This is a genomic window from Staphylococcus coagulans, assembly GCF_022557135.1.
Classification (GTDB): domain Bacteria; phylum Bacillota; class Bacilli; order Staphylococcales; family Staphylococcaceae; genus Staphylococcus; species Staphylococcus coagulans.
Map to the genome: position 1 here is coordinate 79,765 of NZ_CP092966.1, position 15,264 is coordinate 95,028.

12 protein-coding genes, 1 pseudogene and 1 riboswitch are annotated in these 15,264 nt (G+C 34.4%); of the genes and pseudogenes, 7 read left to right on the forward strand and 6 right to left on the reverse strand.

Going from position 1 to position 15,264, the window contains the following annotated elements:
* Positions 1–134: 134 nt before the first annotated feature.
* Positions 135–434 (reverse strand): annotated as a pseudogene (locus KM149_RS00390) (ABC transporter permease); the annotation flags it as partial.
* Positions 435–463: 29 nt separating this feature from the next.
* Here KM149_RS00390 and KM149_RS00395 point away from each other — a divergent pair.
* On the forward strand, positions 464–601 hold the full coding sequence (locus tag KM149_RS00395; protein ID WP_214970699.1) for a MepB family protein: 138 nt from the start codon (positions 464–466) through the stop codon (positions 599–601).
* 210 nt (positions 602–811) lie between these two features.
* The gene (locus KM149_RS00400; protein WP_214970696.1) at positions 812–1,384 is read left to right on the forward strand and encodes a helix-turn-helix domain-containing protein; all 573 of its coding nucleotides are present in this window, start codon (positions 812–814) and stop codon (positions 1,382–1,384) included.
* Positions 1,385–1,828: 444 nt separating this feature from the next.
* Here the strand turns inward: KM149_RS00400 and KM149_RS00405 are convergent, their stop codons facing one another.
* Both KM149_RS00405 and KM149_RS00410 read right to left on the reverse strand, forming a co-directional pair.
* On the reverse strand, positions 1,829–2,074 hold the full coding sequence (locus KM149_RS00405) for a hypothetical protein (RefSeq protein ID WP_214970693.1): 246 nt from the start codon (positions 2,072–2,074) through the stop codon (positions 1,829–1,831).
* A gap of 192 nt (positions 2,075–2,266) precedes the next feature.
* On the reverse strand, positions 2,267–2,719 hold the full coding sequence (locus KM149_RS00410; protein ID WP_214970690.1) for a helix-turn-helix domain-containing protein: 453 nt from the start codon (positions 2,717–2,719) through the stop codon (positions 2,267–2,269).
* A gap of 289 nt (positions 2,720–3,008) precedes the next feature.
* On the opposite strand from KM149_RS00410, the gene KM149_RS00415 reads away from it, so the two are divergent.
* Complete coding sequence (locus tag KM149_RS00415; RefSeq protein ID WP_214970687.1) at positions 3,009–5,774, forward strand: Ig-like domain-containing protein; 2,766 nt, start codon at positions 3,009–3,011, stop codon at positions 5,772–5,774.
* Between the two features lie 398 nt (positions 5,775–6,172).
* Positions 6,173–7,003 (forward strand): AraC family transcriptional regulator, encoded by an 831-nt coding sequence (locus KM149_RS00420; RefSeq protein ID WP_182280838.1) that lies wholly within the window; start codon positions 6,173–6,175, stop codon positions 7,001–7,003.
* A gap of 1 nt (position 7,004) precedes the next feature.
* Here KM149_RS00420 and KM149_RS00425 read toward each other — a convergent pair whose 3' ends face one another.
* The 3 genes from KM149_RS00425 to KM149_RS00435 form a co-directional block, all read right to left on the reverse strand.
* Complete coding sequence (locus KM149_RS00425; protein WP_241415429.1) at positions 7,005–9,221, reverse strand: alpha-galactosidase; 2,217 nt, start codon at positions 9,219–9,221, stop codon at positions 7,005–7,007.
* Between the two features lie 3 nt (positions 9,222–9,224).
* Positions 9,225–10,607 (reverse strand): melibiose:sodium transporter MelB, encoded by a 1,383-nt coding sequence (melB, locus tag KM149_RS00430; RefSeq protein WP_214970681.1) that lies wholly within the window; start codon positions 10,605–10,607, stop codon positions 9,225–9,227.
* Between the two features lie 732 nt (positions 10,608–11,339).
* Positions 11,340–12,320, reverse strand: coding sequence for a tRNA dihydrouridine synthase (locus tag KM149_RS00435; RefSeq protein WP_182280836.1), 981 nt, complete (start codon positions 12,318–12,320; stop codon positions 11,340–11,342).
* Between the two features lie 219 nt (positions 12,321–12,539).
* A riboswitch (SAM riboswitch) is annotated at positions 12,540–12,642 on the forward strand.
* A 67-nt stretch (positions 12,643–12,709) separates the two neighbouring features.
* Here KM149_RS00435 and KM149_RS00440 point away from each other — a divergent pair.
* The 3 genes from KM149_RS00440 (at position 12,710) to KM149_RS00450 (ending at position 14,870) form a co-directional block, all read left to right on the forward strand.
* Positions 12,710–12,883, forward strand: a complete 174-nt coding sequence (locus tag KM149_RS00440) for a hypothetical protein (protein ID WP_214970678.1) — start codon at positions 12,710–12,712, stop codon at positions 12,881–12,883.
* A gap of 259 nt (positions 12,884–13,142) precedes the next feature.
* Positions 13,143–14,192, forward strand: a complete 1,050-nt coding sequence (locus tag KM149_RS00445; protein ID WP_214970676.1) for an ABC transporter permease — start codon at positions 13,143–13,145, stop codon at positions 14,190–14,192.
* Positions 14,193–14,207: 15 nt separating this feature from the next.
* Complete coding sequence (locus tag KM149_RS00450; RefSeq protein ID WP_214970673.1) at positions 14,208–14,870, forward strand: ABC transporter ATP-binding protein; 663 nt, start codon at positions 14,208–14,210, stop codon at positions 14,868–14,870.
* Positions 14,871–15,264 lie beyond the last annotated feature (394 nt).

Here is a 15,264-nt window from a genome sequence, read left to right on the forward strand (position 1 = left end):
ATTTTTTGTATAGAGTCATAATTTAAATCTATGTTTTATAAGTTTTGAATATAGTAAAAGCTTGTTACTGATGAAATTTGTAAAATATCATCAATTTAACAAGCTTTTTTCAATTCACCATAATTATTAATGTGTTAAACTTTGCGATATCGTTTAAGTCCAATAATATTTAAAGCAATAAATAAAATGATGAAAGCAAAAAGTATAAGGACGTCGAACCAAATGTTAGACCATCCTTGGCCCTTAATCATAATGTTAGTTAAAGCATCACCAGTATAGCGCAGTGGGAATAGATAACTAATATTACTTAAGCAAGAGGGCATATTTTCTAGTGGGAAGATACCCGAGAAGAATACTTGTGGAATAGCAACAATAGGGATAAATTGAACCATTTGGAATTCTGAGTTAGCAAATGTGGAAATAAATATTCCCAATTATAATATTGGAGGATGAAAAGGCAGGGATGTTTAAATTCTCTAAGCAAATTTTAATAGATAAAAATATTTTGAGGTACGAAAATAGTAAAGGAAAGATGGCTATGAGAGTATATCCATCATGGGAAGAGAAGCTAAACCCTACTGCTTCAAGAGAAAGAAAATGACAACTAAAATATTTTGAGGACCTAAGTGTCGATAAATAATATTAATAAAAAGAATAAAAAAATTGGAGGAATAATCATTAAATAAGCATAAATTTCCTGGGAAATAAGAGCTATAAATACTTACATATCTCTTTTTTACTATATTATAAAGACATTAGATGGTGTGAAATGCTTTAACAGGTTATGTTGATTATAAAGGAGCTGTTATATGTGGATGTAGGCAATCAGATTAGATATTACAGAAAAGAAAATAAACTATCTCAAGTAGAATTAGCAGAAAAGATTTATGTATCAAGCCAAACCATTTCTAATTGGGAGAATGAGAGAAGTTATCCTGACCTCCATAATTTGATTGCGCTTACTTCCTTGTTTAACGTTTCTTTAGATGAACTTGTTAAAGGAGATGTTTTAAAAATGAAGAATGCAATAAATCTTAGTAATATGGATAAGTATGCAAAATCAATGATATTGTTTACAGTATTAAGTGCTATTGCACTAGGGGCAGCTTTAAAATTTAGTGATGGATGGTTTGGCTTGCTAGTTCCAGCTATTTTATGGATAATTTCGTTTTATTTCTCTTTAAAGATTGAGCGACTGAAGAAAAAATATGATGTTCAAACGTATAAAGAAATCTTAGATTATATGGAAAATGGAGAGAAAAGAACTAAAGTTCACAGAAACAACACAAAATACTTTATTGAACAGACAGTAACAGTTATAGGTTTTGCAGCGATCTTTTTAATTCTAGTATTAATCAGCATATTTTTATTTGAATTATTATAAAGGAACACCTGATAAACATTCATTCAACACCTTTTTAAAATCTTCATTTAATATTTTACCAATCATAAAAAACACTTCCACTCAATTTTTCACTTTATGTGTCCGGTGTAATGGTGGATATCAAAATATGTCTGATAAGTAAAATCTAGAGGTTAATAAATGAAGTATTTTAATCAAAAACATTATACCTCTATAACAAAAGCAACAGATGACATCATCTGCTGCTTTTACTTTCTTTCCATATGTTCTTCTATCTCTTCCAGTGTTACGACCGTTACTATAAGAATGATATTAACTACCGTTGTACCATAAGGGATATTGGGAATACTAAACCATGACAAGTCATAATCAAAGAAAAAATGTCCTATACAATAGATAAATCTGGCTATTAGGAGAAAGTATAGGACTGCGATAAAGAATTTTACAATCTTTAACAAAGTAGTTTTACGCACTGCTATCATCTTCAGAGTTCAAGTTTATTGGCTTAGCAGGTAATTTCTGTTGTTTATTTATTATATCGGTACTCGGAACAGATAGATTTACTTCTTCAATCTTAAATTGATCAATCCAAACCTTGCCTTTACCGATGACCAACACGCCAAAGTGAAGTGATTCTGCCATTTCATTGACATCCAGTACAACAGAGTAATAGTTCCAGTCATTCGTACCGATAATCGCGCGTTCCATCATATTATCGAACTGTAGAACATTGTTGGTCGCATCGTTAACCCTTGCCCAAACACCACATATATCTACAGTTTTTCCCTTAACGAATGCTGAGAATTTCATGCGCTTGCCTTTATAGTCCTGAGAAGAGATACTTTGCATCAATGTCCCGAATGAATTCTCATTATACGAAGATGCTTCATGAATTGATGGAGATTACTTGTCACTATGGTATTCTCTCGAATCAAGCTTTACTTCATACATTTGAGGTGCTGTTCCTGAAATAATCCAGCCTTTAATATCTCCTATTGTCATATCTACTTCCTCCTCACTAATTTGTGAAATCCCACTCATTAATTTGCGATATTTTCCTGGTGGTAAACCATAAACTGCTTTAAAGCTTCTAAAGAACGCCTCTTGAGAATGAAAATTAAGCATAAAGACGTTATTGATGATACTCATATCTGTATAGAGTAGATAATGTGATGCATGAGCAATGCGTCTATTTAAAATATAATTGTAGAATGTGTAACCTTTCGCTTTCTTAAAAATTCGCATCAAATGAAATTCAGAATAACCCGTCATCTGTACGTAATCATCTAGACTATAGTTCTCAAGAAGGTTTTCTTCAACAAGCTGAATAATTTTATGAATGCTTTCCTCATCCATGCTTTATCACTCCTCAACATTGTAATGAAATGAAATATTGTTTTTGATAAATATTGCTATTTATCATAATAATCATGTTTTCAATATTTTTAATATTAATATCTAGTTCATAGTCTGAGGAATAATAATAGTATTATTATATGAATACTTGTTTTTTAACGTTTTTTCGCATAATTATATCAGTATTTGATTAAAATGCTTTTTAATAGATTTTATAAAATTTAATTGTAGACAGTTTTTTGTGTTTGTATTATATTTTATTGAGGTATAAGAAGGGATGTTATTTATAATGTATGAAAATAAAAGAGAAAAACATGCAATTAGAAAATTTTCTGTTGGAACAGCTTCCATTGTTATTGGAGGATTGATATATGGCTTTATGGGAGATAATGAAGCGCAAGCGAGCGAAGCATCATTCAATAATTTGGGAGAGAATAAAGTTGAGTTCAATGCACAAAATCCACAAGCGACTCAACAAACATATAAAGAAGCAACGAATAATGGAAATCAAACGAGTGAATCCAAAGCGCTTGAAAATCATAGTCTCAAGTCTGAAGAGGTAATAAAGACTGAGGGAGTAGAAAATGAGCAGCAAATGACAAAATCATCATCAGTAGAATCAGATATAGTTACTGATACACAACGACAAGAAGTAGTGAAAAAAGAAGAAAATTCATCAAAAACGACACAGCAACTAAGAAATAAAGTAGTAGATGTGGCACCCAAAAAGGAATTATCTAGAGCGATACAATCTGCCACTAATATCGAACAAGATGTACGAGCAAAAAAAGTAAATAAAGAAGCAACTAGAGATGTCTCTAAAGAAGTCATTGTAGACAATGGTGAAATTACAGGTTTCAAAAATGGGAATAATATTCATCCACATCATGGTCAAGGAGGAAGACTAAATTATAAATTGAAATTTCCTGAAAATGTAAAATCAGGTGATACCTTTAAAATACAACTATCTGACAATGTGAACACACACGGTATTTCTGTTGAAAGAGGTGCACCGAATATTGTGGATAGAGACGTTGAGGGTAAAGAGGGAATTATTGCTGAAGGTAAAGTGTTAGAAGATGATCGTACTATAATATATACTTTTAAAGATTATGTTAAAGGAAAGCAGAATTTAACAGCTGATTTATCTATTAGTTACTTTACAAACCCTGAAAATATTAAAAACAGCGGTAAACAATTAATAACATCTACAATAGGGACTAAGACAACTAGCTCAGATATTTATATTCATTATGATAATAGTGATTATGTTGATGGCCGTATTTCAGAATTGAATACAAAAGAAGGCAAATTTAAACAAATCGCTTATATAAACCCATACGGACACCTCAGTTGGAGAGGTATTGTTTCTGTAAGTGGCAATGTAGTAAGTGGGTCTCTAAAAGTACCAACAAATCCTAAAGTGACAATTTATAAGTACAAGGGACACGGTAATCCACCAGCAAGCATTTATATAGAACCTAATATGTGGGAAGTTGTAAATTTAGATAAAGGTTCAATAAATTACCATAATGGGGGTTACTCGTTGAATCTTGATGTAAATAATGGACAAAAGTATGCTATCTATTATGAAGGAAATTATGACTCTAAAGCACAAGAATTATTATATCGAACATATGTACAAGGATATAATTGGTATTATCCATTCAGCTTTGAAAAAACAAATGGGGTTAAGCTTTATGATAATAATGCGAGTGGAAGTGGAGAGCTCAGACCAGTACCGCCTGTGCAATCTGATCCGATTCCTGAAGTTTACAATAATTTAGTTGAGACGACTGAGGATAGCAATGTAATTGATATAAGTTGGGATACAGCGCTTGATGAAGAAAATGGTGAGAACAAGGGACCTCAAGAAGAGATTACAGAAAATAATAATGTAGAAGTTATTGAAGAAAGCAATCTGATAGAGAATACTGAGGATACAGCGCTTGATGAGGAAAATGGTGAGAACAAAGGCCCACAAGAAGAGATTACAGAGAATAATGATATTGAGGTTACGGAAGAACATAATTTGATTGAAAATACTGAGGATACGATGACAGAAGAAGAAAGTGGTCAAAATGAAGGTAGCGAAGAAGAGATAGAAGAGAATCAGATTACCGACATCATAGAGGACACAACACCAGAGGGAGAAAGAGGTCAAAACGAAGGCAACCAAGAAGAAGTAGAAGAGCATCAAGTGATCGACATCATAGCGGACACAACGCTAGAGGGAGAAAGTGGTCAAAATGGAGGTAATCAAGAAGAGATAGAAGAGCACCAAATTATCGACATCATTGAAGACACAACACCAGAAGGAGAAAGTGGTCAAAACGAAGGCAACCAAGAAGAGGTAGAAGAGCACCAAATTATCGACATTATTGAAGACACAACACCAGAAGGAGAAAGTGGCCAAAATGAAGGTAGCGAAGAAGAGATAGAAGAGAATCAGATTACCGACATTATAGCGGACACAACGCCAGAAGGGGAAAGTGGCCAAAATGAAGGCAGCCAAGAAGAGATAGAAGAGCGTCAAAGCATCGATATCATTGAAGACACAACGCCAGAAGGAGAAAGTGGCGAAAATGAGGGCAGCCAAGAAGAGATAGAAGAGCGTCAAAGCATCGATATCATTGAAGACACAACGCCAGAAGGAGAAAGTGGCGAAAATGAGGGCAGCCAAGAAGAGGTAGAAGAGCACCAAATTATCGACATCATAGCGGACACAACGCCAGAAGGAGAAAGTGGTCGAAATGAAGGTAACCAAGAAGAGATAGAAGAGCATCAAGTCATTGATAGGGTGGGTGGCAAGGCACCAGAAAGAAAAGGTGGACAGATTGAACGCGAGCAAGAGAAAATTGAAGAGCACCCAATCAATGCACCAGTGATTAATGTGTCGACATCTCTGCATAAAAATGCGGTTTCTAAATCTGTAAAAGTGTTACCAAGCACTGGAGAAGCACATAAAAATACGCCGACATTGGCAATTTTATTGACAGTCATAGGCTCTGTATTACTATTCCGCAGAAAATCAAAGTTTAATAAAGCCAAATAAATCTGTAAAAGCATTGTTATTGTATTCATACATTTATGCTTTTACTCAACTTAACAGAATGTCTATCGTTTCATAGCTGATACTCTGAAATTAATCATTTAGCCATACGTCCTAATACTAGCTTAGGCGTATGGCTATTTTCTGTTTGTTTTACGTCTTTAGTTAAATATGATGAATTTTCGACTCCGCTTTTTGTTATACTTTCCTAAATCTCATTCGATTTGTGATGATTTTAAAATTTTTGGTACACATAAGTGTTGTAAAATAATATAATTAAGAAAACTAAATAAAAATATAAGTCTATTATAATTCGGGTGCTCAGTTTGTTGGTATGCCAGTGAATGCAACTAATGCAGGTAAGGTAGAAATGGAACAATTTATTATATTTGGGGGCGGCTATGGAAAAGTATCGGGTTGTATCGAGTGAGAGAACGCATTTGTTTAAAGATATGCATTTTTTGTTTGCGGGAGAAGAATATTGTAAGGCGGGCTATCGTTTTGGTCCAGCAGTTCGCCCAAACTATATTATTCATTATATCATTTCTGGAACAGGATATTATGAATTCAATGGCCAAGTTTATAAACTTTCTGCCAATCAGAGTTTTGTAATATTTCCAGATAAGTCTTCTGTCTATTGGGCAGATGAAGCAGATCCATGGCATTATATTTGGATAGGTTTTACTGGTGTTAGTAGTGATGAGGCGATTCAACAAATGGGGATTTCTGTGACGTTTCCAATTATTAATTTTAAAAAGCACAATCGCTGTCAAGAAATTGTTTTGAAAGTACTCGATAATCAAACGACAAGTATTTCAGCCCACTTTTTATTTCAAAGCGTATTATTCGACTTTTTAAATGAAATCCTTTTAAGTCGTTTGTCTATTTCAAAGCCTCAAACTGCTCCAGAATATAGTAGATATATCCATGAATCATTGCAGTACATTGAAAATAACTATAATCATCCTTTTACAATCTCAGAAATGGCGGAAGCTTTATTCGTCAACAGAAGTTATTTAAGTCGAATATTTCATCAAGAACTGGGTATTACGCTAAAAGAATATATTAATAACTTCCGTATCACAAGAGCACGCGAATTGCTGGTCATTACAGATTATTCTTATAGCGAAATCGCGCATCAAATTGGATACGAAAGTTACAATAGTTTTTATAAAGCATTTAGGCAAATCACAGGGGACACACCTTCCACTTATCGTTTAAAGCAAAAGTAATTTAAACACGTTCAAGCGTATATAGCCACGAATCAAAGTCATGGGTTTTTGCTTCGCCGTTTCGCAATTCGCCATTACTTGTGTCGGGAATGTCGATGCCAATGGCCATTAACGCATTGCCTGCCATTGTGAGATCAAGCTCTGGGATGTGATAATGTGCGGAAGGATCCAAACCTTTTAAGACGACACGATGACGCCCATTGTTAACCTTATTTAAATGCTTGTAAATACCTACAATAGCATGGTTACGGTTGTGGTCTATAACCATCCATGCGGTAAATTCATTATGACTTGGGTTTAATAATCTAAAGAATTTACCGAATTGTAGTAAGTTTCGATGTGTTTTCATAAATGCGACTTGTTGCTTCATGGTTTCAAGAGTCGTTTGGTCTAATGTTGTTAAATCTAACTCATAACCGAATGTGCCGAAATAAGAAACATTGGTACGTGTTGTAAGTGGCATTAAACGATGCTCTTGCTCGTTCGGTGATTTTGAGACATGTGTTCCCATTGTACTTGTTGGATATAAGTATGATGTGCCATATTGAATCCATTGCCGTTGATAGGCGTCTGTGTTGTCACTGGTCCAAATTTGTGGCGTGTAATACAGCATACCAAGATCAAATCGGCCACCACCACTAGCACACGATTCAATTAATATATTAGGAAAACGTGTCGTTATACGATGTAATAAGTCATAAAGACCTAAAATATAGCGATGATAGATTTCTCCTTGCTGTTCAGTCGGCCATCGTGATGAGAAAACTTCTGTCATTGAACGGTTCATATCCCATTTAATATACTTAATATTAGTATGGTCAAGAATATTTGAAATTTCATGATAAATATAATCAATGACATCTGGATTTGTATAGTCTAATACAAATTGATAACGACCATGTGACATTGTGCGATTTGGCGTTTGTATAACCCATTCAGGATGGGTAGCATAGAGTTTGCTTTGCTTATTAACCATCTCAGGTTCCATCCACAAACCAAAATCCAGACCTAAATCGTTAATCCGTTGATTCAAATGTTGGAGTCCTTTCGGCAATTTCGTCTTATTTATGAAGAAGTCACCTAAACCTTCTTGGTCATTATTACGCGAACCAAACCAGCCATCATCTAAGACAAACATTTCAATACCGAGTTCTTTCGCTTTTTCAGCAATCGCTACCAGCTTGTCTTCAGTAAAGTCGTAGTAGGTGGCTTCCCAATTATTAATCAATATAGGGCGTGGTTGGTTTCGCCATTGAGGTGCAATGAGATAAGTGTGTACTAGTCGATGGAATTGTTGGCTCATATCGTTAAAGCCTGCTAAGCCAATAGCGAGATAAGCCTGTGGTGTTGTGAACTGGGTCCCAGGTGTTAATTGCCATGAGAAATATTCAGGATGAATACCGATGGATGCACGTGTTTTATTAAAATTATCCACTTCCACATGGCCTAAGAAGTTACCGCTATAAGCAAAAGACATTCCGTATACTAATCCGCTATCTTCCGTTGTATTTGGTTGCGCTAAAGCGAAAAAAGGATGATGTAGATGACTCGAATGTCCACGTAATGATTGAATTTCAAATGTCCCAGGCGACAGCGACTGTTGAGTGACGTGACGCTCACGACCCCATGCACCACTTAAATGTACGAGTGAAAAACTATCTGACATCAAATCTAAATTCATGCTTAGAGCACGTGTGAGGGTCAGCGTGTTTACACCTGTATTTTCAAATTCAGTATGTCTCGCAATACTATTCATATCGTCAAAGAGACTGTAATATAGTTTGACTCGTAATTGACTCACAGGATCGATTAAATAAATGATTAATGTCTCGACGTTTTGTTGGCTTTGACGTACGTGTGGTAAGTCTTTGAGTACTGGTGCTTGATGACGTACTTCGTAGTGTTCATATTCTAAGTTTGTAATATGACTACCATCTGGATGACGGACTTCAAAAGCAGGACTTCGGAAGTCTGTTGAACCAAAAGATGGATATTCCATAAGTGTATGTTCATGAGAAAATGTCGTATCGTTTTCAATCATGTAGTTTGAGACAGGCCGTGATTGTTGATGTTCTAAAAAAGTGTAATCGGCATCTTCAATATGGGGGCCCGTATATAATTGTACAGGTTGATGTGTAGGACCAATATAGAAAATATAGCTAATTTGTCCGTTAGTTAAATGAAATTGCAAAAGATCTTGATTAATGTAAATGCTCATTGATTACACGCTCTTTTCTCTATTTTTACGGTTTTCAAGTGTCTGAACAATATCTTTCAAGAATGCCCCTTTAAGTTTATAGCCCCATTTGTAGATAAAGTAGCTGATCAAGATGAAAATCACAGGCATCCCCATCATTAAGAAACGTATCCCATTTTTAGTAAATTCTGTTTGTTCAATATTAGGAGCATAATGAAACAGAGATAAACTCCATCCAATGACTAATCCTGATAGTGCCATTGCGGTTTTAACTAAAAAAGTTTGTGTGGAAGTAATAATACTTTCATTACGTTGTCCGAATTTCACTTCACTATAGTCAATGACATCAGCGATAGAAACGGTAATTACCCCGGTAATCAAGCCGAAACCTAATTTAATGGCTGCTGTGCCGACAATCACAGGGTAAATTGAAGTCGGTGCTATGAATCCGAAGATGAAGAGAATCGCTAACCCAACAACAGCTAACCCTGTCGCTAAAGGATACACTTTTTCGCGAGTAATCCATTTTGCAACTCTAGGGAAAATAATCAAGCCAACCATTTCCATAAAACCTAAAGCATTAAATAAAGCAAAGAGACTTTTAGAACCAACAACATAGTTAAAGTAATAAAGTAGCGTTGTTGCCAGAAACTGTGCGCCTAAGTAGAAACATAGGATTGTTCCGATATAGGCAAGCAGTTCTTTGTTAGTAAATAAGATACGCCAAATGTCTTTAAATCTTACTTTAATGCCTTCCCCTGTATTTGTCGGTGCTTCTTTAACATTTTTAACTGTAAATGAAATCGTGAGGATAAAAATCAATGTAATGATTAAGACATATGTGAAGAATCCAATTGATTGATCACCTTCTTGTTTACCAAACCAAGTGCCTAAGAAATAAATGAAAGTTAATCCAAATGTTCCGTTAATTAAGTTTGCTGTACTTGCGAACACACGTGGGACAATTGAAACTTCTTCACGTTCTACTGGGTCATTCGTTAAGTTAGGTAACCATGACCAGTAAGGCACGTCCATCATTGTGTAAGACATCCCCCAAAGAATATAAATTAAAGAGACATAAATATATAGGCTTGTTTGACTTAAATCAAAGTCTGTGAATAACAAAATGAAAAAAATGGAGTTTACAAGCGTTCCTGCTAAAATCCAGGGACGGAATTTTCCCCATCTTGAACGTGTATTATCAATAATCATACCCATAATCGGGTCATTAATTGCATCCCAAATACGTGCAATGAAAAATAAAGTTCCTACGAACGCAGCACTGACACCTAATACATCAGTGAAGTAAAACATTAAATACATACCTACAAAACCAACGACCATATCTTTCCCAAATGCGCCAAAACCAAAGGAATACTTTTCTTTAGTGCTTACTTGTTTTGCCATATAATCACCTCGTTATTATTAAGGAAATTATACGTTGTAAGCGTTTTCTATAGAATGAGCAGTTGTGTAGGCATTATTGATTTTTGTGACATTTTGAAAAGTAAAGCAACTACTTAGAAATATGTAATAGAAAAGAATATAATTACCTCCCGCTTTCTTCAAATAATACATATTTGTTATGCTTCATTGAGATTTGATTTAGATGTTTTTTATTATTGGTTTATAGTATTCTGATGAGGAAAGTACTTAATGATATAAATTTTTATCTCTAGAAATCTTTTATTTCAATTATGGAAACATAAAATACCTGTTAAATAAGATCTACAAATTTTGCATAGCTTTTTTTAATATATATTGCAAAATCATTAGATACTGAAGTACTCTTAAATGGTTTTTTGATTATAAAGAAGCTGTTATAAGAGGATGTATGCTATTAGATTAGGTATTCTAGAAAAGATCTATGTACCAAGCCAACTCATTTCTCGTTGGGATAATGAGAGAAGTTATCCTAACCTCTATAATTTGATTGCTATTACCTCTCTGTTTACCACTTTTTTAGTTGTTATTAATCTATTAAAGCATCTGGGGAGCATTGTGTTTTCATGAGCGTGTGTGGAGCTATTATTTTCTTAATAATACAAAAAATCGACGAAGTAAATGTGGTTTTACTTTGTCGATTCTTTATTTAAGCTTAAGGTTATGTCTAAACTTCAGTTTTAATAATTACAATGATTAAGTTAGCGTACGATTTTCCATTTGTGCTTCGAATGCATCGAGTAATTCGCGTGCTTCAGCGATAGATTCAGTATTCATCAATTGATGGCGAAGTTGACTCGCCCCTTTAATATCACGCACGTATATTTTAAAGAATCTACGTAAACTTTTAAATTGGCGGTCTTCATCTTTATTATATTTTTGAAATAATGATAAATGTAATCTCAATAAATCTAATAGCTCTTTACTAGTGTGTTCACGGGACTCTTTTTCAAAAGCAAAGGGATTATGGAATACGCCTCTACCAATCATAATGCCATCGACACCATATTTTTCGACAAGTTCAAGCCCGGTTTGTCGATCTGGAATATCGCCGTTAATCGTTAATAATGTATCTGGCGCAATCTCATCACGTAAGTTCTTAATGGCTTCAATTAATTCCCAATGGGCATCAACCTTACTCATCTCTTTACGTGTACGAAGGTGGATGGATAAATTTGCGATGTCTTGTTTCAAAACATGCTTTAACCAATCTTTCCACTCATCTATTTCGTAATAGCCTAGGCGTGTTTTAACACTTACCGGTAGCCCACCTGCTTTAGTGGCTTGAATAATTTCAGCAGCAACTTGAGGTCTTAGAATAAGTCCAGAGCCCTTCCCTTTTTGAGCAACGTTTGCTACAGGACAGCCCATATTTAAATCAATACCTTTAAAACCCATTTCAGCTAAGCCGATACTCATTTCGCGGAATTGTTCAGGTTGATCACCCCAAATATGTGCGACCATTGGCTGTTCATCTTCGCTAAAAGTTAAGCGACCACGAACGCTGTGGATGCCCTCTGGGTGACAAAAACTTGCGGTATTCGTAAATTCAGTAAAAAATACATCAGGTCTTGCTGCTTCACTCACAACGTGACGAAAGACGATATCCGTCACATCCTCCATAGGTGCCAAAATAAAAAATGGCCGTGGCAATTCACGCCAAAAATTTTCCTTCATAATATATTTAAACCTTCTTCTTTATTAGTATCTCGCATTTTTACGCATAATGATATTACCATAGAGCGTAAATATATACAAAATGAATGTGTCAAATAACTAGGTACAATTCTAATTATTTAGATTTACTACTTATTTTTCAATCTATATTAAATTTGTAGATTTTTAAACGCCGATGTTCAAATTGTTTTATGTTATAATAAGGTTAATAAAATAGTTCTCTTATTAAGAGTGAGTGGAGGGATTTGGCCCTTAGAAACTCCAGCAACAGCTAAAATGCGATGTGCTAATTCCAACAGTATCTAATACTGAAAGATGAGAAGATGTGTAAAGCTCTTCTTAATTTGAAGAGCTATTTTATTGTATATTAATTTAAAGGTGGTTATATGATGAAAACATGTCGTGAACTATATGCAGAATTAGAATATTGGGACCAGTATCAACCTAATAACGCTTCGAGCAGTATCTTAAAGCAAGCCAGGCGCAATCAAATTAAGTCTCAAATTCGTGACCAGATTGATGTCTCAAAAAATAAAGATATTATTCTGAAAATCACAAATTAGTCTCCATAGTCATTGTTAAAGATGGAAAAATAATAGCTCTAAGATGATTTTTAACAATCGTCTTAGGGCTTTCTTTATAGTCAAAACAGAATCTATTTGAAAGACTAGGAATCCCTAATGCAGTGTTTTCTTTTAATGAAAAAGGTACATATAGATATTTTTCAATGTTGAAGGGTATAATTTGATACAAATGATTTTAAGCCATTTCCTTCATGTACTTAAAATACATAGGCTGGTACGAATCGAAAGGGGGGCACTTATGTTTCTGGCATGGAATGAAATTAAACGAAATAAGCTGAAATTCAGCTTGATTATTGGTGTGTTAATGATGATTAGTTATTTGCTTTTTTTACTGTCAGGTTTAGCGAGTGGCTTAATGAATATGAATAGAGAAGGTATCGATAAGTGGCATGCAGATGCGATTATTTTAAATAAAGATGCAAACCAAACTGTGGAACAATCTGTGTATAATAAAAAGGATATTCCAGAAACGTACAAACAACAAGCAACCTTAAAACAGTCAGGTGTCATTATTTCAAATGGTAGTCATAAAGAAAGTGCGTTGTTGTTTGGTGTGGCTGAAAATTCTTTTTTAATACCCAAAATCATTGAGGGTAAAAAGTTTAAATCTAATGATGAAGTCGTTGCTGATCAAACTTTAAAAGAAAAAGGATTTAAAGTAGGCGATCAATTATCACTTTCAAAATCTGACGAGAAGTTAAAAATAGTGGGATTTAGTGAGAGTGCGAAATATAATGCTTCTCCAGTGCTATTTTCTAATCAAAAAACGATACAGAAGATTAATCCGACTTTAGATGAATCTAAAGTTAATGCAGTTGTAGTGCGTGATCAAAACTGGCATCAAAAAGATTTAAATGCGCATTTAGAAGCGATTGGGATTGATGATTTTATTAAAAACTTACCCGGCTATACAGCTCAGAATTTGACGTTAAACTTTATGATTTCATTTTTATTTATGATTTCAGCAACTGTAATAGGTATATTTTTATATGTCATCACTTTACAAAAAACAAACTTGTTCGGTGTTTTAAAGGCACAAGGATTTACAAATGGTTACTTAGCCAAAGTGGTATTATCACAAACCTTGATTATTGCAGTGATTGGAACAGTGATAGGGCTTATTTTAACTTTAATCACAAGTGCATTCCTACCAAGTGTTGTGCCTATAAAATTTAATATGGTCACACTACTGATATACGGTGTTGTGCTTATCATTGTATCGTTATTAGGAAGTTTATTTTCAATCTTTACGATTAGAAAAGTGGATCCACTAAAAGCTATTGGCTAAAGGAGTGTGTAGGAAATGTTAGAATTCAAAAATGTGACGAAATACTTTCAAGATGGTAATAAAAAAATAGAAGCTGTCAAACCGACATCTCTTAAGTTCGAACAAAATGAACTTATTGCGATTGTTGGACCCTCAGGCTCTGGGAAAAGCACATTTTTAACGATGGCAGGCGCACTCCAAACGCCCTCTTCTGGAGAGATTCTTATTAATGGTAAGGAAGTCTCAGGGATGTCTCAAAAAGCCTTGGCGCATACACGGATGCAGGAGATTGGTTTCATTTTGCAAGCGACAAATCTTGTGCCATTTTTAACAGTGAAGCAACAATTTCAATTATTAAAGAAACAGAAAAAAGACGTGTTAAGCACGCAAGAATATCAACAATTGATGGCTCAATTAAACCTTGAAGACATTGAAAATCAATTGCCTAGTGAAATATCTGGAGGTCAAAAACAGCGTGTCGCAATAGCCAAAGCGTTGTATACGAAGCCCTCAATTATATTAGCCGATGAACCAACAGCCTCTCTCGATACGCAAAACGCTATGGAAGTGATGAAAATTTTAAAAGAGCAGACACAAGAAAAAAATAAAACATGCATTGTCGTGACGCATGACGAACGGCTTACGACATATTGCGATAAAGTTTTCCATATGGAAGATGGGGTCTTATCAGCAACTTAAATCTATGATGGCTTGGAGTGATTTTGTACTAGAATATTTGTTTTTATTTTTGCTTTACGTTTCAGTAAATTCTATAAGAGCGAAATTCTAATTATGTATCTCACTTATCTTTACACATGGGCATAGGCTTTAGGAATTTATATAGAAATAAGTTAATTTATGATTGAGTTTTTAGCTAGACCTTTTAATTAAGTGCACTTCAATATGTAGTGCAAAGTATGTTTACATTAAAGTAAATATACGATAAAGTAAAGTAGTGTTGTCCGGGAACGTGTGTTCTGATTTGTGGAATAATTAATGAATCATTTAAGAACTTATACAAAGTATTAGGAAAAACGTGTGATAATAGCAAGTGCTTGTTTAGCAACGCTTTCTACTACGTAAGAATTTATTA